The following is a 21880-nucleotide window of genomic DNA, read 5'->3' on the forward strand; positions in this document are numbered from 1 at the left end:
CCTTCCTTACGGCCCTTACGGCCTCCTAGAGGGCCACGCCGAGCAGCGCGTCCACCGCACGTGTCACCACGCCGGGCGCGCCCATGTCGGCACCGCCCCGCTCCTCCTGCGCGGCGGCCCAACGGTCGACGGCGGCCAGCGCGGTGGGGGCGTCCAGGTCGTTCGCGAGGGCCGCGCGGATCTCCTCGACGAGCGTCTCGGCGGGCGGACCGTCGGGCCGGGAGACGGCGGCACGCCAGCGGCCCAGCCGGTCCACGGCGTCCTGGAGGACCTGGTCGGTCCACTCCCAGTCGGCCCGGTAGTGGTGGGCGAGCAGCGCCAGCCGGATGGCGGCGGGGTCGACCCCCTCGCGCCGCAGCTGCGACACGAAGACCAGGTTGCCCTTGGACTTGGACATCTTCTCGCCGTCGAGGGCGACCATGCCGGCGTGGACGTACGCCTTGGCCATGGGGAACTCGCCGGTCAGCACCTGGGCGTGGGAGGCGCCCATCTCGTGGTGCGGGAAGGCGAGGTCGGAGCCGCCGCCCTGGACGTCGAAGGTCATGCCGAGGTGGTCGAGGGCGATCGCGACGCACTCGATGTGCCAGCCGGGGCGTCCCCGGCCGAGCGAGGCGCCGTCCCAGCTGGGCTGGCCCTCGCGGGCGGCCATCCACAGCATCGGGTCCAGCGGGTTCTTCTTGCCCGGACGGTCCGGGTCGCCGCCGCGCTCGGCGGACAGCAGCCGCATGGCGGCCGCGTCGAGGTTCGAGACCCTGCCGAAGTTCGGGTCGGACTCGACGGAGAAGTAGACGTCCCCTTCGAGCTCGTACGCGGCACCGGCGTCCCGCAGCCGCTCGACGAGCGGCACGATTCCGGGTATCGCCTCGACCGCGCCGATGTAGTGCTGCGGGGGCAGCATCCGCAGGGCGGTCATGTCCTCGCGGAAGAGGGCCGTCTCCTTCTCGGCGAGGGCGGCCCAGTCGAGGCTGTCCCGCTCGGCGCGCTCGAGGAGCGGGTCGTCGATGTCGGTGACGTTCTGGACGTAGTGAACCTGGCGCTTGGTGTCGAGCCACACGCGCTGCACGAGGTCGAACGCGTTGTAGGTCGCCGCGTGCCCCATGTGGGTGGCGTCGTACGGCGTGATGCCGCAGACGTAGAGACGGGCGACAGGACCGGGGTCGAGGGAGACCAAGCCACCGGTCGCGGTGTCGTGGATCCTCAGGTCGCGGCCCTGACCAGGCAGGGCGGGGACCTCGGAAGCGGGCCAGGCATGCATGTCATGAGCCTAACCGGACGGATGTTCCGTATACGAACCGGACCGGGCCGGATGGCCGGTAAGGCCTTCTTGCGCGGTACGGGCCTGTGTGCAGTGTGCTGCTAAACGGGCGGCCAGGGAATGGCCGGCCACTCACCGCTCGGTTCCGGGTGCTTCCCGGAGTCCAGCAGCGCATCGACACGCGCGCGCGTGGCGTCGAGTTCGGCGGCGGTGATCAGTACGGCAAGACGCCGGGCGAGCGCTCCGGAGGGGCCGAGCGTCTCCTTGAGGCTCCTGAGGACGTCGACCGCCTCTCCCGTCAGGGGTTCCCCGGCCCAGCCCCACAGGAGCGTGCGGAGCTTGTTCTCGGTGTTGAAGGTCACTCCGTGGTCGATGCCGTAGAGACGGCCGCCCTCGGCGGGCAGCAGATGGCCGCCCTTGCGGTCCGCGTTGTTGATCACCCGCGTCGAGGACCGCGAGCCGGCGCAGCCGCTCGTCGTCCGCGTGCACCAGGAGCGCGGTCCTGCCTTCGTCGACCTCGGCGAGGCCGATGGCCTTCCAGCCGGGCTCGGGTTCCTCGGCGTCGACCAGGGCGAGCAGTTCACTGCCCGGCACGCCCTCGATCCACAACTGGCACATGCCCTCGCCGTAGGGTCCGTCCCGCAGCACGGTGGGCGGCACCAGGCCCCAGCCGGTCGCCTCGGACACCTCGTACGCGGCGACCTCGCGCTGGGCGAGGGTGCCGTCCGGGAAGTCCCAGAGGGGCCTCTCGCCGCGGACCGGCTTGTAGACGCAGAGGACCTCCTGGCCGTCGTGGGAGACGGAGCAGTGCAGCACCGCGTTGGACGCGTCCCGGATCTGTCCGCGAACCGTCAGCTCACCCCTGGCGAGCAGCTCTGCCGCGGTCACGCTCCGCGGCGGTATCCGTTCTGGCGCGGACATACGTGTCCTTCCGGGTCGAGCGGGAGGCTGCACAGCGGGCACGGCGGCCGCCCGGCGTTGACGACGTCCAGGGCACGCTTGGCGAAGGCTCTGGCCTGCGCGCCGGTGAGCCGGACCCGCAGCATCGGGGGTCCGTTCTCCTCGTCCTGGAGGAGTTTCTCCTCGGCCTCGGCGAGGTCCTCCTCGGACTCGGCCTCCAGCTCCACGAGGGCCTGCGCCTCGACGATCATGCGCTGCTCCTCGCCGTCCCAGGCGAGGGCCATGGTGCCGACCCGGAACTCCTCCTCGATGGGGGTGTCGAGGGGGGCGGTGTCGGCGACCTCGGTGGGCGACACGGCCGGCACCGGGGCGCTGCCGCCGCTGCGGCGCACGACCTCGTCGAGGAGTTCTTCCATCCGCTCGGCGAGAGCGGCCACCTGCGTCTTCTCCAGGGCCACGCTGGTCACTCGGGGGCCGGCCGTGGCCTGGAGGAAGAACGTACGGCGCCCGGGCAGTCCGACCGTGCCGGCCACGAAGCGGTCCGGCGGGTCATAGAGGAACACCTGACGGGACACGTCCTGTCTCCATTGGATTCGTGAGTACGGGAACGTCCATGCGTGAACGCGCTTGTGTGAACCGCTTCACCCTACTGCGCCCGACGATCACGGTGCGCCCGCACCACCACCGACAGGGGCGTCACCGCCCGCGGCCTCCTCGCGCGGCACCAGGGACGCGAAGTCACCGGTGTCGCCGAGGCGGACGAGAAACGGCCTCAGACGTGTGTATCGGATGACAGTGATGGAACACGGTTCGACAGAGATCCTCTGGAAGAGGTCGAGATGAAGACCCAGTGCGTCCGCGACGAGCGACTTGATGATGTCGCCGTGCGAGCACATCAGGTAGACGGCGTCGGCCCCGTGATCGCGCTCCACGCGCGCGTTCCACTCGCGTACGGCCTCCGCCGCGCGCGTCTGCATCGCTCGCATGGACTCGCCGCCGGGAAACGCGGCCGCCGACGGATGCGCCTGGACGACCTCCATGAGCGGCTCGTCCCCCAGCTCCGCGAGCTTGCGGCCGGACCAGTCTCCGTAGTGGCACTCCCCGATGCGTTCCTCGCTGTGCGCCGGGAGGCCGGGCCGGGCGTCGAGCAGCGGCTGAATCGTTTCCTGGCAGCGCTGGAGGGGGCTGGCGACGACCTCGGAGATGGGCACTCCTTCGAGCCGTCCGGGGAGCGCGGCGGCCTGTGCGGTGCCGCGCTCGTCGAGGGCCACCCCGGGCGTCCACCCGGCGAGCAGCCCCTCGGTGTTCGCGGTGGATCGTCCGTGCCTGACAAGGATCAACGTGGGCATGCGGCCCAGGGTAGGCGTACGCCGGACCGCGGCGTCCTTGGAGCGACGGGAGAACACACTCCGTGATCGTTGACTGTGCCATCTACCGGGAGGGGCATCGTTCGGAGGGGCCCGAGGACCTGTCCGACGCGCTGGATGAGGCGCGATCGGCGGGCGGGTTCGTCTGGATCGGGCTGCACGAGCCGACGGAGAAGGAAGGAGTTCGACCTGGTCACCCGGGAGTTCGGACTGCACCCACTGGCGGTGGAGGACGCTCTCAAGGCACATCAGCGGCCCAAGCTGGAGGTGTACGACGACTCGCTGTTCGTGGTCCTCAAGCCGGTGGTGTACGAGCCGGAGAGCGACACCGTCTCCACCGGCGAGGTCATGCTCTTCCTCGGCGATGCCTTCGTGGTGACGGTCCGTCATGGCGTGGGCTCACCGCTGAAGGCCGTACGGGAGCGTCTCGAGAAGGAGCCGCAGCTGCTCGGCAAGGGGCCCACCTCGGTGTTGTACGCGGTCGCCGACGCCGTCGTGGACCACTACCTGGAGGTGGCGACGGAGCTGGCGACCGACCTGGAGGAGCTGGAGGCGGAGGTGTTCTCGCCGGACGGCGGCGGCTCGCGGCACACCGCGTCCCGGATCTACACCTTCAAGCGGCAGATCCTGGAGTTCCGCCGCGCCACCGTCCCGCTCTCGATGCCGCTGACCCGGCTCGCGGGCGTGGGGGCCTACGGCGGGACGGTGCCGTTCGTGAACGACAGGGCGCGGCCCTTCTTCCGGGACGTCAACGACCACCTCGCGCGCGTGAACGAGTCGGTGGAGGGCCTGGACCGGCTGGTCTCGGACGTCCTGTCGGCGCATCTCGCGCAGATGAGCGTCCGGCAGAACGACGACATGCGGAAGATCTCCGCATGGGCGGCCATGGCGGCGGTCCCCACGATGATCGCCGGGATCTACGGCATGAACTTCGACCACATGCCGGAGCTGCACTGGGTGTGGGCGTATCCGGCGGTGATCGCGCTGATGGGCGTTCTGGAAGTGCTGCTGTACCGGCTGTTCAAGCGCCGGGGCTGGCTGTAGGGGGTTGGGAACTGCTGGGGTTCGACTGAGTACGAGTGTGTTCTGGCGTGCGTGGGTGAGCGTGGAGGGCCCCGGCGGACGTTTGAGGGGCAGTGCCCCGGGAGGGGAATCAGGGTTCGCCTGTCGAATGTGTGACCTTTCCGGCTGGGTGCTCGTTGGGTGCGGTGAGCGGGTTTTCGAGGGGCTGTATGGGGGGTGTAGGGGTGGGCGGGTTGCGGGAGCTTGTGGCGTCGTTTGTCGTGCCCGGACCTGCGGGGGTGGCGGTCCGTACCCGGCTCAGGGAGCTGACGCCCGCCGATGGGAAGGTCCTCGCGCTGGTCGGCGCACACCTCGGCTCCCTCGCCTCCCGGGACCTGAAGGTGCGGTGCGGGCAGGGCCTGGAGCACTCCGCGGACACCTGGGCGGCCCGTAAGCGGGCTTTGACGGCGGTGTCGTCGTCCCGGTGGGCGGGTTCGCTCACCAAGGCCACGCATGATCAGTGGGCCCTGGCCCGGCGCGGCCAGCTCGCCCACATCCAGACTCTCGAGGCGGGCATCCGCACGATCGCGCACCGGTTGTCGCTGCCGGTCGGCGCGAAGGGCTCGAAGAACACGCCGGGCGGCTACCGCAGCAGGCGGGAGTGGCACGCCAAGTCCCGCCGCCGGCATGTGCTGGAGGACCGGCTGGAGCGCGCACGGGCCGACTGGGAAGCCGGGACCGTGCACGTCGTACGCGGCGGCAAGCACCTGGCCCGCACCCGTCACCAGTTGCCCGCCGCGCAGCTGACCGAGGCTCAGTGGCGGCGGCTTTGGGAGGCGGAGCGCTGGTTTGTGCAGGCGGACGGCGAGTCCGGCAAGCGGTACGGCAACGAGACGATCCGTATCAGCCCGGACGGTGAGGTCAGCATCAAGCTCCCGGCCCCGCTCGCAGGGTTGGCCAATGTCCCGCACGGCCGGTATGTCCTCGCGGCGAACGTGCGGTTCCCGCACCGGGGGCAGGAGTGGGCGGACCGGGTGGCGGCGAACCGGGCGGTCGCCTACCGCATCCACCTGGATGTGGAACGGGACCGCTGGTATGTGACCGCCGCCTGGCAGATCCCGGTCTCCCCGACCGTGCCGCCGGCCGCCGCGCTCGCGCACGGTGTGATCGGCGTCGACATGAACGCCGACCACCTGGCCGCCTGGCGCCTCGACACCCACGGCAACCCGACCGGCAGCCCCCGCCGGTTCTTCTACGACCTCACGGGCACCGCCGATCACCGTGACGCCCAGGTCCGCCACGCCCTCACCCGGCTCCTGCACTGGGTCCGCACCTGCGGCGTGAAGGCCATCGCCGTCGAAGACCTGGACTTCACCGCGGAGAAGACCCGTGAGAAACACGGACGTAAGCGCCGCTTCCGGCAGTTGATCTCCGGCATGCCCACCGGCAGACTCCGCGCCCGGCTGACCTCCATGGCCGACCAGACCGGCATCGCCATCATCGCCGTGGACCCGGCCTACACCAGCCGCTGGGGCGCCCAGCACTGGCAGAAACCTCTCACCCACGACAACAGGAAGATCACTCGCCACGACGCTGCCGCCGTGGCGATCGGACGGCGCGCCCAAGGGCACCCGATCCGGCGACGGACGACACCGCCCCGTGCACACCAGAGCGATGTGCACGGGCATCGGACCGTCCAGGCCGACCGGCATGCCCCTGGACGTGAGGGACCCCGCCCTCCCCTTCCCGGACCACGGACACGATGCGTGCCGCCGGACCGCGGAGCGAAAGCGGGCGACCAGAACGCCCAACACCGTTCGGAGCGTTCGGCTGAGCATGAATCCTGGCAACAGGACTCCTTCCCGCTCAGTATCTAGGAACGGTTCTCAGGCGAACTCGGGGGCCGAGGTGGCGGGACCGCCCATGGCGTCTCGGCGCTCCGGTGGCTTCAGCGAGACCATACGGCGCCAGCCCGCGGCGCGTTCGTAGGCGTACAGGCCGTGGATGCCCGCGGCGAGGACGGCGGACTTCGCCCGGGACCAGCCGAGGATGCTTCCCATGTGGGCCATCACCGCGAGGCTGACGTCCCGGTAGACGCGGATCTCGGCCAGGGCGCACTCCCTGAGCGTGTGCCGGATGGCGCGGCCGTGGCCGGCGTAGGCGAAGCGCAGCAGTTCCTCGTGGCAGTACGCGAGGTGGTTGTCCTCGTCGCCCGAGATCATCTTCACCGCCCGGCCGAGCTCGGGGTGGTCGGCGAAGTGCTTGCGCAGCAGCTCCATCTGCTCGGAGGCCCGCTGTTCGGTGACCCTGCTGTGGGCGAGGTAGGTGACGATGTCCCGCACGGTCAGCGGCTCGTCGCTCTTGAGCTTCTCGTGGGCGAGGCCGATGCCGTGCTTCTCCAGGAGCATCGTGTAGTCCGTCTCGGGCGGGACGGGCACGGGTTCGAGACCGCGTTTCCTCATCAGGGCGTTGAAGATCCGCCCGTGCTTGTCCTCGTCGGCGCCGTGCCGGGTGATCTTGGGGGCGAGTTCGCGCTCGCTCGGCGGTACCAGCGCCGCGATGCGGGCGTTCTCCCAGCCGCCCTGCGACTCCCCGCTGGCCGCGATGGAGCAGAACAGCCGGAAGGACTCGTCGTTGTCGAGGATCTCCTGGAACAGATTCTTGGCCGAAAGCATCGTGGGGCACCTCTCTGCCGGACTCGCCGCACGCCGTAAAGAAAGAGTCAAATGCGGCGCGAGGGGTGCTGCAACAGCTAGGGCGGCCAGCTCCGCCGAACGGATGACCTCCGGGGCCACGACGGGGGCGTAACCGCAAAGAGCACGTGCGCGTTGAAGCACATGACGGCCGTGGCGGGGAAGACCCCCGAGCCCCCACCACGGCCGCGGAAACCTCCGGTGGCCGACCGTGTGTCCGTGCGCAGGCGCCGTTACGCGAGCCCGGCCCGCTCCAGGGCCTCGGTGCCGGCCCTGAGCGAGGCGAGCCGCTCGTCGAGGGTGAAGCCTGCGGGGGCCAAGGTGAGGGTGGTGACGCCGGCCGCCGCGTACTCCCTCATCCGGTCCGCGATGCGGTCCACGGAGCCGAGCAGTGTCGTCTTGTCGATCAGATCGTGCGGAATGGCGGCAGCGGCGCCGTCCTTGTCGCCGCCCAGGTACTTGTCCTGGATCTCGGCGGCCGCCGCCTCGAAGCCCATGCGCTGGGCGAGCTGGTTGTAGAAGTTCTGCTTGCGGCTGCCCATGCCGCCCACGTACAGCGCGGTGTAGGGGCGGAAGGTGTCGGCGAGCGTGGTCACGTCCTTGTCCTCGCCGAGGGCGAGCGGGAGGGTCGGGGCGATGTCGAACCCGTCGAGGGTCTTGCCCGCCTTCTCGCGCCCGGCACGCAGATGCCGGATCGCGGTGTCCTCCAGGTGCTCGGCGGAGGGGAAGATCAGCAGGGCCCCGTCGGCGATCTCGCCGGTCTGCTCCAGGTTCTTCGGGCCGATCGCGGCGATGTACAGCGGGATGTGCTCGCGCTCGGGGTGCACGGTCAGCTTGATCGGCTTGCCGGGGCCGCCGGGCAGGGGCAGCGTCCAGTGCTGTCCCTCGTAGGAGAGGCGCTCGCGCGACATGGCCTTGCGCACGATCTCGACGTACTCACGCGTGCGTGCCAGCGGCTTGTCGAACTTGACGCCGTACCAGCCCTCGGAGACCTGCGGTCCCGACACGCCGAGGCCGAGCCGGAAGCGGCCGCCGGAGAGCGAGTCGAGGGTGGCGGCGGTCATCGCGGTCATCGCCGGCTGGCGGGCCGGGATCTGGAAGATGGCCGAGCCGACGTCGATGCGCTCGGTCTGTGCGGCGACCCAGGTGAGCACGGTGGCCGCGTCCGAGCCGTAGGCCTCCGCGGCCCAGCAGACGGCGTATCCGAGCCGGTCGGCCTCCTGGGCGACGGCGAGGTTGTCCGCGTCCATTCCGGCGCCCCAGTAGCCGAGGTTGATCCCGAGCTGCATGGCCGATTCCCCTTACTGATCAGTAACGTCCTTGTCGGCAGACCTTAGCGTGGCAGGGCGCACCGGGGCAGGTCGCGGCCCGTGCCGATGAGCGGGCGGCGATCCCCGCGCACCTGTCGCAATCCGTTGTCCACAGGCCCCCACGCGACAGGTTCTGGCCAGTAATCTCGGCGTTCATGGAGCAGAGGCATCTCGGCCGTACCGGCCTGCGCGTGTCCCGCATCGGACTCGGCACCCTCACCTGGGGCAGGGACACCGACGAACACGACGCGGCGGACCTCCTGAAAACCTTCTGGGAGGCGGGCGGGACGCTGGTCGACACGGCGGACGTGTACGGCGACGGCGAGGCCGAGTATCTGCTCGGGCGTCTCATAGAGGGCCTGGTCCCGCGCCGGGACCTGGTCATCTCCACCAAGGCGGGCAGCGTTCCCGACCCGGACATCCGCGTCGACGGCTCACGCGGGCACCTGCTCTCCGCACTGGACGACTCGCTGGCCCGGCTCGGCACGGACTACGTCGACATCTGGCACATCCACTCCTACGACCCCTGCACCCCGCTGGAGGAGACGCTCCAGGCCCTCGACCTGGCCGTCAGCAGCGGCCGCGCCCGCTATGCCGGGGTGTCCAACTTCTGCGGCTGGCAGCTCGCCAAGGCGGGCACCTGGCAGCTGGCGGCGCCCGGGACGCGCACCCGGCTGGCCGCCACGCAGCTGGAGTACTCGTTGTTGCAGCGCGGGATCGAGCGGGAGGTGCTGCCGGCCGCGCTCGATCTGGGCATCGGGCTGCTGCCCTCCTCGCCGCTGGGCCGTGGTGTCCTGACGGGCAAGTACCGCAACACCACCCCGGCCGACTCGCGGGGTGCCTCGGAGCATCTCGCGCCGTTCGTCGCGCCCTACCTCGACGACACCGCGAGCCGCATCGTGGACGCGGTGACCACGGCGGCCGACGGGCTCGCGGTGACGCCGCTCCAGGTGGCCCTCGCGTGGGTACGGGACCGGCCGGGAGTGGCCGCGCCGATCGTCGGCGCGCGCAACTCGCAGCAGCTCACGGCGGCATTGTCAGTGGAGGCCCTTAGTCTTCCTGACGAGATCTGCCGGGCGCTCGACGATGTGTCGGTGCCCGTGCACCGCTATCCCGATCACGACTGGAGCACGCTGTGAGCACGGAGCCGGAGCCCACGGAGAAGACCGAGCCGGGGACGCGGGGCGCCGCACCGGGGCCGGAGGGCACCGGGGAAGCGCCGGGCCGGGCGACGGACGGCGTCGCGGTGAGCGCCGGGGGCGGCGAAGAAGGGGCGACCGGGGGGTCGGACACCGGTGCCGACGGATCAGCGCGAGACTCCGTGGCGGAGAGCGGTGACGCGGGGGCGGGCGACAGCACCCGGACCGGTGAGGGCGCCGACGGGGCTTCTGGGGGTGGCGATGGGTCGGGGGCGGCCGGGGGCGAGGCCGGTGAAGGCGTGAGTGACGGGCCTGTCGGCGGCGAGGAAGCGGAGGCCGACGCGGGCGAGGGCGGCGACTCCGCCGGCGTTGATGCGGACGGGGCGGGCAAGGCGCAGTTGTCCGAGGCCGAGGCCGAGTTGGCGGCCCAGCGGCTCGAGCGGGAGCGGATCGCACGGCGGAAGGCCGAGAAGCAGCGGCCCCTCGACAGTGGTGCCAAGCTCAGCGGGAAGGCGGCCGATCTCCTCGCTGCCGTACGGGCGGTGGAGAGCGGGGCGAAGCCCGTGGCCGCCGTCTTCAGCGAGCCCGAGCCGCCGCGTCGGCCCGCCCAGGAGCCGGTGCGGCCCCGGCCGGTGTCGGCGGAGGCGACCGGGGCCGGCGGTGTCGGCGGACCCGCGCCGGAGACCGTGGAGGCCGTACAGCGTGTGCTGGCCGAGGGCGGGGCGCCCAAGGCCCTCGCGCCGCAGGTCGCCGCGGTCCTCGGAGAAGGGGCCGCCGAGGAGCTGCGGGCGGATCCCTGGCAGTTGCTGCGGGTCACGGGCGTACGGCCCGAGCAGGCCGACGGGTTCGCGCGGGAGCTGCTCGGCGCGGAGTGCGCGCCGGACGACGAGCGGCGGGGGCGGGCGGTCACCGTCTGGCTCCTGGAGCAGGCGGCGCTCGCCGGGCACACCGCGCTGGAGATGCCGGCGCTCACCGCCGCACTGGCCCAGCGGGGCGTGCCGGACGCCGACGCGGCCGTACAGAGCACGATCGCCGAGGCCGAGGCCCTGGTCTTCCAGGACGCGCTCGACCCGGCGGCCCCGGAACCCGCGGAGGACGACGAGGAGGGCGTGGAGCTGCCGGTCCGGATCCTGGTCGGGCTCGAGCGTTACGCCCTCGCGGAGGAGAGCCTCGCCGACGGTCTGGCCCGGCTGATCAACTCCGTGCCCAAGGAGGACGGTTCGGCCGAGGACTGGGAGCGTGCCGCCGCGTCGGCCAAGGGTTCGGCCGCCGAGCTGATCCGCGCGGTCGCGGCGGGCGGTCTGGTCCTGCACACCGGCGGCCAGGCGTCCCTGACGGAACCCGCGGCGCTGCTGACAGCAGCGCGAGGGCTGGGGCTGCGGGCATGGGCGGCCACGCACAGCCCACTGGGCCGCGACCGCTTCAGCGCCCTGCTCCAAGGCGACCGGCCGATCGCCGCCGGCGCGGACGGGGCCGCGCGGCAGGACGACACCGCAGACGCCGGCCCCCACCGGCAGGGCGGCGGTACACGCGACGCCTCCGTCCCCCAGGACGACTTCGCCCCGGCGGCAGGGGCGGCACCCGGCATCCCGACCGGCTCCGCGCCCTCGGACGGCACCCCGCACGCACAACCCCACACCGGCTCCCCGGGCGGCACCCGGCCCGTCGCGACCGTCGCCGGGCTCCTCTCCGGTGCTGAAGGACCCGGTCGGGATGGAGACGGGGCGCTCGATCTCGACCTGCTCGTGGTGCTCGACGCGCCTCAGCTGGACGTCGAGACGGCCGCGCTGCTCGTGGAGTCGCTGCCGGACGGGGCGCGCCTGGTGCTGGGCGGAGATCCGGCCGTGCTGTGGTCGGCGGGGCCCGGACGGGTGTTCGCGGATCTGCTCGCCGCGCGGATCTGTCCGCAGGTCGCCTCGCGAAGGCCGGACCCCGGCCCCCTGGGCGAGCTGGTCTCCGGTATCGGCATCGGTGAGCTGAACCAGGTCGAGGCCCCCGGCAAGGAGGTCGTGATCGTGCCGGTGCGGGACGCGGGCGAGGCCGTGTACCGGACCGTGCAGTTGGTCGCGGACTCGGTGCCCCGGGCGCTCGGGGTGCCCGCCGAGGAGACACAGGTGATCACACCGGGCCACGGCGGCGCCGCCGGCACCCGCGCCCTCAATGCGGCCCTGAAGGAGCGCCTCAACCCCGGCCCCGGCCGCTTCGGCGGGTTCGACCCCGGTGACCGCGTCGCCTACTCCCCCGCACCGGGCCGTACGCTCCCGGGCCGCGTGGTCGGGGCCGACGCGGACGGCCTGCACCTGACCTGCGCAGGCGAGCCCGTCGTCGTACCGAAGGAGCGCGTGGAGCAGTCCGTACGTCACGGCTGGGCCCTGACCGCACACCAGGCGGTGGGTTGCCGCTGGCCCGCGGTGGTCGCGGTACTGCCCGGCGACGCCACCCAGGCCCTGTCCCGCCCCTGGGTCTACACGGCGTTCGGCAGGGCGGATCGCCACCTGTCCGTGGTCCAGGGCGCGGAACAGGCCCTCCCGAGGGCGGTGGCCGAGATCCCGGCCAAGCCGCGAACGACTCGGCTGCCCGTCCTCCTCAGGACACAGACACCGACGGCCGCCTGACCCGTCCGAAAAAGGGGCGCGGCCCCGGAGATCATTCCTCCGGGGCCGCGCCTCATTCGTCTCAGCGACGGTCCACGTCCAGCGGTTCCAGGTCCTCGTCCTCGAGGTCAGCCCCGTCGGCCTCGTCATCGACGTCCTCGTCGAGGTCGTCGTCAAGATCTTCGTCGAAGACCGCGCTGACATCGAACCGGCACACCACCCGCTCCACGTCGACCTGCTCGAACGGGGCCTCCAGCCACTCCCCCGGCTCGGCCGGTTCGTCGGCCGCGGTGACCCACAGTGTGGAGTCGCCCTCCTCGAGACCGAACTCCTTGTGCCGGGAGGCGATCTCGTCGGGCTCGAACTCGCCGAACAGCACCCCCAGCGCGCCGTGCACCGTGCCGGAGGCCTCTGTGCCGACGGCGTCGTCGGCCGCCTCGACCCGCTGGGCCTGCGCCAGCAACCGCTGCGGCTCCGCCACGGCGTAATCACGGCGGATCAGCACGCTCAGCGCGTTCGGCTCCTCCGGGCCCTTGTACGGCGCGGTGTCCTCCGCGCCGGGGATCTCGAAGGGGGTGACCTCGTCGTAACGGTCGTAGAGCAGCTCGTCGTACACCTCGGCGGCCGCGGCCAGTTCGTTGAAGGCCTCGTAGACGCCGGGGTCGTCCTCCCCCGACCTCCGTTCGACCGCGGCCAGGTGGCGGTCGAGGGCGGTCTTGACCGCCTCGGCGGCGGCACGTACCTCGGCAGCGGTGGGCTGCACAGCATCAGACATAGTGCAGACGCTATCCGTACCGGGCCCCGGACCGCACAATAGATGCGATGCCGGAATACGAATTTGTCGACGTGTACGTACCGCGGGGGGTCTCCCGCAAGGACGCCACACGTCTGCTGACGGACCATGCCGAGTACGGACACTGGGAGTTGGACCGACTGAGCCTGATGCGCGATGGCAGCCGCAGGGTGCGGTTGCGCCGGCGGATCATCCGCCAGGTGCGTGCCACGTGGTGAGACAGGCCGAACGGAGCGGGCCCCGCCGCGGCGGGGCCCGCTCCGTTTCACGCGGTGTGCCCTAGGCCGAGGCCCGTGCCCTGCGGTAGAGCACCGTGCCCGCCAGGAGCGCCCCGGCGCCCACCGGGAGGGCCAGGCCGATCGGCAGGTCGCTGCCGGTCTGGGCGAGCTGCGCGCTGCCCAGGGGCTGGGTGAGCGTCTGGGTACCGGGGTGGTTGCCGCTGACCTGCGTCTGGTGGCCCGCGCCGGGCGGGGTGGCGGGGGAGCCGAGGTGGCCGGGCTCCACCGGGTTACCGGGGTGGCCGGGGTCGCCCGGGTTGCCCGGGTTGCCGGGCTGTTCCGGCGATCCGGGCGGCGTCTGGTGGCCGCCGGGCGGGGTGTGCCGCCCGCCGCCGGAGCCGTTTCCGCAGTCGTCGTCCATGGCGGGGTTGCCGACGCCGATAAGGTCGACGCTGTTGCCGCAGACGTTCACCGGAACGTCGATCGGCGCCTCCACGTGGTTGCCCGAGCCCACGCCGGGTGAGCCACCGGTGTGTCCGCCGGCGTGCGAACCCTCAGAGCCCGCGGAGTCTGAGTCGCCGTGTCCGCCGTCTCCGTGACCCTGGTGACCGCCGTCCTGTGCTCCGGCGCCGCCGCCCTTGCCGCAGCTGTTGCCCATCGCGGGGTTCAGGACCCCGACGACGTCCACGGTGTTGCCGCACACGTTCACCGGCACGTGCACCGGCACCGACACCGTGTTGCCCGACAGTACGCCGGGAGAGTTCGCGCTTGATCCGCTCGCGCCCGAGTCGGCGTGGGCGGCGCCTCCTGCCGCGGCGATCACGCCGGTCGCGGCCGCCACTGTCATCAGGCTCTTGCGGGTGACTTGTCGCATGTACCGAATCCCTGCTTTCGACCTTGTCCCGAAATACCGCCGCATCGCGGTTCTGCTTCTTTTCGAAAAGGCCGGTCGGCCCCGGAACGCATGGCGTGCACTCCGGGGCCGACCGGCTCACCCCTCTTCACTGAGGGCGAGGCACAACGTCACTTGTTGATGCAGGTGTTACCGAAGGCGGGGTTCAGCAGCCCGATCACGGAGACCGTGTTGCCGCAGGCGTTCACCGGCACGTGCACGGGAACCTGGACGACGTTGCCGGACAGAACATCCGGGGAGCCCACAGCAGCACCCTGAGCACCCGCATCGGCGACGGCAAGCCCCGCGCCCGCGAGAACCAGGCCACCAGTGGCAGCGGCAGCGGCGACGACCTTCTTGATCATTCTTCCTCCTTATTGGCAAAGCGACCCCAAGTAGCGGATCGCATCACCTGTAACGCGGAGGGAGTAATGGGGATACGAGCTTATGAGCACATTCACTCTTGCCGACCGATTTCGCACGAGCGGCCGAATTGCCGCGTCAACTCGCGTCGATGAAACGGTCGAGCACCCGCACGCCGAACTTCAGCCCGTCCACGGGCACCCGCTCGTCGACACCGTGGAACATCCCGGCGAAGTCCAGCTCCGGGGGCAGCTTCAGCGGCGCGAAACCGAAGCCGCGGATGCCGAGCTCGTCGAAGGACTTGGCGTCGGTGCCGCCGGAGAGCATGTACGGGATCGCCTTGGCGGCGGGGTCCTCGGCGACCAGCGCGGACTGCATGGCGTCCACCAGCGCCCCGTCGAAGGTCGTCTCCACGGCCTTGTCGGAGTGCACGTCCTCCCGCTTGACCTTGGGCCCGAGGATCTTGTCGAGGTCGGTGAGGAACTCCTCCTCGAAGCCGGGCAGGAAGCGCCCGTCGACGTGCGCGGTGGCCTCGCCCGGGATGACGTTGACCTTGTAGCCCGCGCCGAGCTGGGTGGGATTGGCGGTGTTGCTGAGGGTCGCGCCGATGAGCTTGGCGATGCCGCCGAGCCGGGCGAGCGTGCCCTCCATGTCCTCCGGGTCCAGCTCGGTACCCAGCGCGTCGCCGAGCTCGTCGAGGAAGGCGCGGGTGGTCTTGGTGACCCGGACCGGGAACGTGTGCCGTCCGAGCCGCGCGACCGCCTCCGACAGTTCGGTGATGGCGTTGTCCCGGTGGATCATCGAGCCGTGCCCGGCGGTGCCGGCCACCGTCAGCTTCATCCAGTGCATGCCCTTCTCGGCCGTCTGGATCAGGTAGAGCCGCCGCTGCTCGCTCACCGTGAAGGAGAAGCCGCCGACCTCGCTGATCGCCTCGGTCACGCCCTCGAAGAGCTCCGGGTGGTGGTCGACGAGGTACCGGGCGCCGAACTTGCCGCCCGCCTCCTCGTCGGCGAGGAACGCGAGGACGATGTCGCGGGGCGGCCTGCGCCCACTGCGCAGGCGGTCCCGGACGACCGCCAGGGTCATCGCGTCCATGTCCTTCATGTCGACGGCGCCCCGCCCCCACACGCACCCGTCGGCGACCTCGCCGGAGAAGGGGTGGTGGGTCCAGTCCTGCGCGTTGGCCGGCACCACGTCGGTGTGTCCGTGGATCAGCAGCGCGGGCCTGGACGGGTCCTCGCCGGCGATCCTGGCGACCGTGGAGGCGCGACCGGGGTGCGACTCGAAAATCTGCGGTTCGAGGCCCACCTCGGCGAGCTTCTCCGCGACGTACTCGGCCGCCTTGCGCTCACCCGGGCCCGAGTGGTCGCCGTAGTTGCTGGTGTCGATCCGGATCAGCTCGCGGCAGAGGTCCACGACCTCGTCCTCGCCGGTGACGCCCCTGGCCGTGTCCGTGTCGCTCACGCTGTTCCTCCCGCTGTCACTGCTGGTGGTTCCCCTCATCCTCCCCCCGCGGCCCGGTCCTCCCCAAGACCGGGCCCGGCCCGTCACACGCCGTTCACGCGGGGCCGGGCACGGGGACGGGGGGTGATCGGGGCCCCTCGAAAGCCTGGTAATGTTTCCTTCGTCGCCGCGAGGGGAACCCCGCGCGACAGACACCTTGTCCGGGTGGCGGAATGGCAGACGCGCTAGCTTGAGGTGCTAGTGCCCTTTATCGGGCGTGGGGGTTCAAGTCCCCCCTCGGACACCAGCCGAATCCCCCGGCCGCTCAGCGGCCGGGGGATTCGTCGTGTACGGCCTGTTCGCTGCATGTGGGGCATCTCTCGCTCGGCGTGAAGATCACCAGGTCACAGGCGCGCGGCAGAGCTGCCGCACCGCCCGAACAGCCCTTTCCCGGTGGCCGTTTCGGGGGGTCGAACCTAGCGTCGTACTAAAATTTCCGGCTTGTTACGAGCTGGAGCCGGACAACCCCAGGCAGACCTGCGGCCCGCCAGCGCCCCGGAGGGCTCCGGGATCGAGACGCGAGGACCGATGGCAGCGATACACGAGAGCAGTGCTCTCGGCCTGCTCAACGAAGAGCTCAGCGCAGAGATCCGCGAACAGTTCGGCCACACCGCCCGTTTCTCCGGGGGCCCGGCCGCCTCCCCGCGCACGCTCGTCGACGTCTTCGACGCATCCGTACGGTCCTACCCCGACGAGCTCGCCCTGGACGACGGGACCACCCGGCTCACCTACCGTGCGCTGGCTGTCGAGGTGGAGCGGCTGCGGCGGCGGCTCGCCGAGGCCGGGGTCGGGCTCGGCGACCGGGTCGGCATCCGGGTACCGTCCGGCACCAACGACCTGTACGTCGCGATCCTCGCCGTGCTGGCGGCGGGCGGCGCGTACGTCCCCGTCGACGCCGAGGACCCCGACGAGCGGGCCGAGCTGGTGTTCGGGGAGGCGGAGGTCCGGGCCGTGGTCGGCGCCGGGCACGAGCTGACCGTCCACGGGCGCTGCGACTCCCCCGCCGCCCGGCCCGGCATCGAGCACGACGCGTGGATCATCTTCACCTCCGGCTCCACCGGCAGGCCCAAGGGGGTCGCCGTCTCGCACCGCAGCGCGGCCGCCTTCGTGGACGCCGAGGCCGCCCTGTTCCTCACCGACGATCCCATCGGTCCCGCTGACAGGGTCATGGCGGGGCTGTCGGTCGCCTTCGACGCGTCCTGCGAGGAGATGTGGCTGGCCTGGCGGTACGGCGCCTGTCTGGTGCCGGTGCCGCGTTCGCAGGTCAGGAGCGGGGCCGATCTCGGGCCCTGGCTGGTCGAGCAGGAGATCACCGTCGTCTCCACGGTGCCGACGCTCGCCGCGCTGTGGGAGCCCGAGACCCTCAACGACGTACGGCTGCTGATCTTCGGCGGTGAGGCCTGCCCGCCCGAACTGGCACAGCGGCTGGTGACGGAGGGGCGCGAGGTGTGGAACACCTACGGGCCCACCGAGGCGACCGTGGTGGCCTGTGCCTCGCTGATGAGCGGCGAGGAGCCGATCCGGATCGGGCTGCCGCTGGACGGCTGGGAGCTGGCCGTCGTCGACGAGGCCGGGGACCCCGTGCCGATGGGCGCGAGCGGGCAGCTGGTGATCGGCGGGGTCGGGCTGGCGCGGTACCTGGACGCCGAGAAGGACGCGGAGAAGTACGCGCCGCTGAAGTCGCTGGGCTGGCAGCGGGCGTACCGCAGCGGTGACCTGGTGAAGGCGGAGCCCGAGGGGCTCGTCTTCCTCGGCCGGGCCGACGAGCAGATCAAGCTCGGGGGCCGGCGGATCGAGCTGGGTGAGGTCGACGCGGCTCTCCAGGCCCTGCCCGGCGTCGCGGGAGCGGCCGCCGCCGTCCGCACCGCCCGCAGCGGCAACCAGCTCCTCGTCGGGTACGTCGTCACGCAGGACGGCTGGGACCACGCCGCGGCCGTGAAGAAGCTGCGGGCCGAACTGCCCGCCGCGCTCGTGCCGTTGATCGCCCCCGTCGCCGACCTGCCGACGCGGACCTCCGGCAAGGTGGACCGCAACGCGCTGCCCTGGCCGCTCGAGGGGCTCGAAACGGGCGGCCCCGCGGAGGAGTTGTACGGCACCGAGGCCTGGCTCGCCGAGCAGTGGGCGGAAGTCCTCGGCATCCCGGTCTGCGGTGCCCGCGACGACTTCTTCGCGATCGGCGGCAGCAGCCTGGCCGCCGCCCAGTTGACCACCCGGCTGCGCACCCGCTACCCGAGCGCGGCCGTCCTCGACATCTACCAGCAGCCCACGCTGCGGAAGTTGGCCCGCCACCTGGAGGAGTCCGCGCAGGACGACGGGGCGGCGCGGGTGATCGCACCGGTGCCGCTCAAGGCCCAGGTGATCCAACTCCTCGTCCTGCTCCCCCTGTTCACGCTGCTCGGGCTGCGCTGGCTGGTGCCGCTCGCCGCGCTCGGGAACGTCCTGCCGTACTCCTGGCTGCCGGGCACCTCGTGGTGGCTGGTGGGGGCCGGTGCCCTGCTGCTGTTCAGCCCGCCAGGACGGCTGGCGATCGCAGCGGGCGGGGCGCGCGTGCTGCTGCGCACGGTGCAGCCCGGCCGCTACCCCCGCGGTGGCAGCGTGCACCTGCGGCTGTGGACGGCCGAGCGGCTCGCCGAGTTCACCGGAGCGACCTCGCTGACCGGCTCCTGGCTGGAGCGGTACGCGCGGGCGCTGGGCGCCAGGATCGGCCCGGACGTGGATCTGCACTCGCTGCCGCCGGTCACCGGCATGCTCAAACTGGGCCGGGGCGCGGCCGTCGAGTCCGAGGTGGACCTGTCCGGCTGGTGGCTGGACGGCGACCGGCTGGAGATCGGCCAGGTCAAGGTGGGCGCGCACGCCGTCGTCGGCACGCGCAGCATCCTCTTCCCCGGCGCCCGGGTCGGCAAGCGGGCCGAGGTGGCGCCGGGCTCGGCGGTCACCGGGCAGATCCCGACCGGTCAGCGCTGGGCGGGCGCTCCCGCGGTCAAGCTGGGCAAGGCCAAGCGCAACTGGCCGAAGGAGCGGCCGGGGCGGGGGACGTACTGGCGGGTGATGTACGGCCTGGCCGGCTTCTCCCTGAGCATGCTCCCGGTGCTGGCGGGTGGCGCGGCCTTCCTGGTCGCGCGTCCGTTCCTCGCCGCCCACGCGCCCCTGAAGGGCGCCGCCCTGGCCCTCGTCCCGGCCACGCTCGCCTTCGGGCTGGCGTACGCGCTGCTCGTCCTGGTCGCCGTACGACTGCTGAGCCTGGGGCTGCGCGAGGGGACGTATCCGACGCACAGCAGGGTCGGGTGGCAGGCGTGGACCGTCACACAGCTGATGGACCGCTCGCGCGAGACGCTGTTCCCGCTGTACGCCGGGCTGGTCACGCCGGTGTGGCTGCGGCTGCTCGGGATGCGGATCGGACGCGGTGCGGAGGTGTCGACGGTGCTCGCGCTGCCGAGCCTGACGACGGTCGGCGAGGGCGCGTTCCTGGCCGACGACACGCTGACCGCGCCGTACGAGCTGGGTGGCGGCTGGGTCAGGGTCGGGCGCGCGGAGATCGGGCGGCGGGCGTTCCTCGGCAACTCCGGGATGACCGCGCCGGGGCGGACCGTGCCGGACGGCGGGCTGGTGGGCGTGCTGTCGGCCACGCCGAAGAAGGCGAAGAAGGGCACGTCGTATCTGGGCCTGCCGCCGGTGAAACTGCCGCGCAGTGCGGCCGACAGCGACCAGAGCCGGACGTACGAGCCCTCGGCGGGGCTGCTGTGGGCGCGCGGTCTGGTGGAGCTGTGCCGGATCGTGCCCGTGTTCTGCTCGGCGTGGCTGGCCGTGCTGACGGTGGCCGCGCTGTGTGTGCTCGGGCCGTGGGCCTGGCCGCTGGCGGGAGTGGTGCTGCTCGTGGCCGGTGCGTCGGCGGGGCTGGTGTCGATGGTCGCGAAGTGGCTGCTCGTGGGGCGGCACCGCAGTGGGGAGCACCCGCTGTGGAGCGGCTTCGTGTGGCGCAACGAGCTCGCGGACACCTTCGTCGAGGTGCTCGCGGTGCCGTGGCTGGCGGGTTCCGTGCCCGGTACGCCGGTGCTGACGGCGTGGCTCAGGGGGCTCGGCGCGCGGATCGGCAAGGGCGTCTGGGTGGAGAGCTACTGGCTGCCGGAGACAGATCTGGTGACCCTGGAGGACGCGGCGACCGTGAACCGCGGCTGTGTGCTCCAGACCCACCTCTTCCACGACCGGATCTTGCGGACGGATACTGTTGTTCTCCGTGAGGGTGCCACGCTGGGCCCTGGCGGGATCGTGCTGCCCGGCAGCACGATCGGGGCCCGCACCACGCTGGGCCCCGCGTCGCTCGTCATGGCCGCGGAGTCCGTCCCGGACGACACCCGTTGGCTCGGCAACCCGATCGAGGCATGGCGGCCCTGAACGCGGGCCACTCGGAGTCGGTGAGCGGTGTACCGGCGGATCCGAGCGGCAACGCAGCGCAGGGAGCGGAAGCGGCAGTGGCAGTTCAGCAGGCGGCGGGTCCGGACCCGTACTTCCCGGACCACGGTGACGCCCGGTACCGGGTGCACCGCTACGAGCTCGCCCTGGACTACCGTCCGGGCCCGAACCGCCTGGCCGGGAGCGCCCGGATCAACGCCATAGCGGGGCGCTCGCCGCTCGCCGAGTTCATGCTCAACCTGTCCGACTTCAAGATCGGCCGGGTGCGGGTGGACGGCCGGCAGGCGCGCTACACGCACCGGGGCGGGAAGCTGCGGGTCCGGCCCGCGAAGCCCATCAGGGCAGGTGCCGCCTTCACCGTCGAGGTGCACTGGTCGGGCAACCCCAAGCCGGTCGGCAGCCCTTGGGGCGGGCTCGGCTGGGAGGAGCTGGAGGACGGGGCGCTGGTCGCGAGCCAGCCGATCGGGGCGCCGTCCTGGTATCCGTGCAACGACCGGCCCGCGGACAAGGCGTCGTACCAGATCTCGATCACCACGCCGTCGGCGTACGCGGTGGTGGCGGGCGGCAGGCTGCTGACCCGTACGACCAAGGCGTCCACGACGACCTGGGTGTACGAGCAGGCCGCGCCCACGTCCAGCTATCTCGTCGGGCTGTCGATCGGCAAGTACCAGACGGTGCTGCTCGGTGACCCGGGCCCTGGCGGGGTGCCGCAGCACGGGCACATCCCGGCGCATCTGCTCCCGGAGTTCTCCCGGGACTTCGCGCGGCAGCCGCGGATGATGGAGCTGTTCCAGGAGCTGTTCGGGCCGTATCCGTTCGACGAGTACGCGGTGGTCGTCACGGAGGAGGAGCTCGATGTGCCCGTGGAGGCCCAGGGGTTGTCGCTCTTCGGCGCCAACCACGTGGACGGTGCCCGGGGTTGGGAGCGGCTGGTCGCGCACGAGCTGGCGCACCAGTGGTTCGGAAACAGTGTGTCCATCGCGGACTGGCGGCACATCTGGCTGAACGAGGGGTTCGCCAAGTACGCCGAGTGGCTGTGGTCGGAGCGCTCGGGGGGCCGTACCGCGCAGCAACTGGCCGCTGCGGCACACCGGTTGCTGTCCTCGCTCCCTCAGGACCTGCGCCTGGCCGACCCGGGCCGCAAGTCGATGTTCGACGACCGGCTCTACGAGCGCGGCGGGCTCACCGTGCACGCGGTGCGCTGCGCGATGGGTGACGAGGCGTTCTTCCGGATGCTGCGCGGCTGGGCGGGGCTGCACCGGGGCGGGGCCGTGACCACGACGACCTTCACGGCCCATGTCAACCGGTTCGCGGACGAGCCCTTGAACGACCTGTTCGACGCCTGGGTGAACCGGGCGGCGCTGCCGCCGCTGCCCACGCTGATTCCGGCACGGCCCGCGCACCCGCCCACCAACGCCGGGTCGGCGTAGGCGGGCGGGCC

14 protein-coding genes, 1 tRNA gene and 3 pseudogenes are annotated in these 21880 nt (G+C 71.8%); 8 read left to right on the forward strand and 10 right to left on the reverse strand.

The window, feature by feature from the left end; all coding sequences use genetic code 11:
* Positions 1-25: 25 nt before the first annotated feature.
* The 4 genes and pseudogenes from mshC to QF027_RS10450 all read right to left on the reverse strand — a co-directional run bounded on the left by mshC (position 26) and on the right by QF027_RS10450 (position 3504).
* Complete coding sequence (gene mshC / locus QF027_RS10435) at positions 26-1255, reverse strand: cysteine--1-D-myo-inosityl 2-amino-2-deoxy-alpha-D-glucopyranoside ligase (protein ID WP_306983883.1); 1230 nt, start codon at positions 1253-1255, stop codon at positions 26-28.
* A 101-nt stretch (positions 1256-1356) separates the two neighbouring features.
* Positions 1357-2176: pseudogene (locus QF027_RS10440) on the reverse strand (SCO1664 family protein).
* Positions 2140-2730, reverse strand: a complete 591-nt coding sequence (locus QF027_RS10445) for a DUF3090 domain-containing protein (RefSeq protein ID WP_266526379.1) — start codon at positions 2728-2730, stop codon at positions 2140-2142. The pseudogene QF027_RS10440 and the gene QF027_RS10445 overlap by 37 nt, the downstream one beginning before the upstream one ends.
* A gap of 87 nt (positions 2731-2817) precedes the next feature.
* Positions 2818-3504 (reverse strand): histidine phosphatase family protein, encoded by a 687-nt coding sequence (locus QF027_RS10450; protein ID WP_306983878.1) that lies wholly within the window; start codon positions 3502-3504, stop codon positions 2818-2820.
* 62 nt (positions 3505-3566) lie between these two features.
* On the opposite strand from QF027_RS10450, the pseudogene corA reads away from it, so the two are divergent.
* Together corA and QF027_RS10460 are read left to right on the forward strand one after the other, a co-directional pair.
* Positions 3567-4566: pseudogene (corA, locus tag QF027_RS10455) on the forward strand (magnesium/cobalt transporter CorA).
* A gap of 203 nt (positions 4567-4769) precedes the next feature.
* A pseudogene (locus QF027_RS10460) lies at positions 4770-6401 on the forward strand (IS200/IS605 family accessory protein TnpB-related protein).
* A 9-nt stretch (positions 6402-6410) separates the two neighbouring features.
* Here QF027_RS10460 and QF027_RS10465 read toward each other — a convergent pair.
* Both QF027_RS10465 and QF027_RS10470 read right to left on the reverse strand, forming a co-directional pair.
* Entirely contained in the window at positions 6411-7199 is a 789-nt protein-coding gene (locus QF027_RS10465) for a ferritin-like domain-containing protein (protein WP_307074090.1), read from the reverse strand.
* A 251-nt stretch (positions 7200-7450) separates the two neighbouring features.
* On the reverse strand, positions 7451-8506 hold the full coding sequence (locus QF027_RS10470; protein ID WP_306983870.1) for an LLM class F420-dependent oxidoreductase: 1056 nt from the start codon (positions 8504-8506) through the stop codon (positions 7451-7453).
* 176 nt (positions 8507-8682) lie between these two features.
* Here QF027_RS10470 and QF027_RS10475 point away from each other — a divergent pair, with 176 nt between their 5' ends.
* Both QF027_RS10475 and QF027_RS10480 read left to right on the forward strand, forming a co-directional pair.
* A complete protein-coding gene (locus QF027_RS10475; protein WP_306983868.1) occupies positions 8683-9666 on the forward strand; it encodes an aldo/keto reductase in 984 nt (327 codons plus the stop codon).
* Entirely contained in the window at positions 9663-12281 is a 2619-nt protein-coding gene (locus QF027_RS10480; RefSeq protein ID WP_307074091.1) for a helix-hairpin-helix domain-containing protein, read from the forward strand. Before QF027_RS10475 ends, QF027_RS10480 begins: the two co-directional genes overlap by 4 nt.
* A 61-nt stretch (positions 12282-12342) precedes the next feature.
* On the opposite strand, the gene QF027_RS10485 is transcribed toward QF027_RS10480, so the two are convergent.
* Positions 12343-13035 (reverse strand): hypothetical protein, encoded by a 693-nt coding sequence (locus tag QF027_RS10485; protein WP_306983864.1) that lies wholly within the window; start codon positions 13033-13035, stop codon positions 12343-12345.
* 47 nt (positions 13036-13082) lie between these two features.
* On the opposite strand from QF027_RS10485, the gene QF027_RS10490 reads away from it, so the two are divergent.
* Positions 13083-13271, forward strand: coding sequence for a DUF5703 family protein (locus tag QF027_RS10490; protein ID WP_007380901.1), 189 nt, complete (start codon positions 13083-13085; stop codon positions 13269-13271).
* Positions 13272-13332: 61 nt separating this feature from the next.
* Here the strand turns inward: QF027_RS10490 and QF027_RS10495 are convergent, their stop codons facing one another.
* The 3 genes from QF027_RS10495 to QF027_RS10505 all read right to left on the reverse strand — a co-directional run bounded on the left by QF027_RS10495 (position 13333) and on the right by QF027_RS10505 (position 15990).
* Positions 13333-14145 (reverse strand): chaplin, encoded by an 813-nt coding sequence (locus QF027_RS10495; RefSeq protein WP_307074093.1) that lies wholly within the window; start codon positions 14143-14145, stop codon positions 13333-13335.
* A gap of 149 nt (positions 14146-14294) precedes the next feature.
* Positions 14295-14528 carry a chaplin ChpH gene (gene chpH / locus QF027_RS10500; RefSeq protein ID WP_306983852.1) on the reverse strand — a complete coding sequence of 78 codons (234 nt, stop codon included), beginning with the start codon at positions 14526-14528 and terminating at the stop codon, positions 14295-14297.
* A 136-nt stretch (positions 14529-14664) separates the two neighbouring features.
* Positions 14665-15990, reverse strand: a complete 1326-nt coding sequence (locus QF027_RS10505) for a M20/M25/M40 family metallo-hydrolase (RefSeq protein ID WP_266526397.1) — start codon at positions 15988-15990, stop codon at positions 14665-14667.
* A 198-nt stretch (positions 15991-16188) separates the two neighbouring features.
* Here QF027_RS10505 and QF027_RS10510 point away from each other — a divergent pair.
* The 3 genes from QF027_RS10510 (at position 16189) to QF027_RS10520 (ending at position 21869) form a co-directional block, all read left to right on the forward strand.
* Positions 16189-16276 (forward strand) — tRNA-Leu (locus QF027_RS10510).
* 281 nt (positions 16277-16557) lie between these two features.
* Positions 16558-20421: a Pls/PosA family non-ribosomal peptide synthetase gene (locus tag QF027_RS10515; protein ID WP_307074096.1), complete on the forward strand. Its 3864-nt coding sequence runs from the start codon at positions 16558-16560 to the stop codon at positions 20419-20421.
* Positions 20422-20498: 77 nt separating this feature from the next.
* Complete coding sequence (locus QF027_RS10520; protein WP_306983845.1) at positions 20499-21869, forward strand: M1 family metallopeptidase; 1371 nt, start codon at positions 20499-20501, stop codon at positions 21867-21869.
* Positions 21870-21880: the final 11 nt, after the last annotated feature.

It is taken from the genome of Streptomyces canus, assembly GCF_030816965.1.
GTDB classification, from domain to species: domain Bacteria; phylum Actinomycetota; class Actinomycetes; order Streptomycetales; family Streptomycetaceae; genus Streptomyces; species Streptomyces canus_E.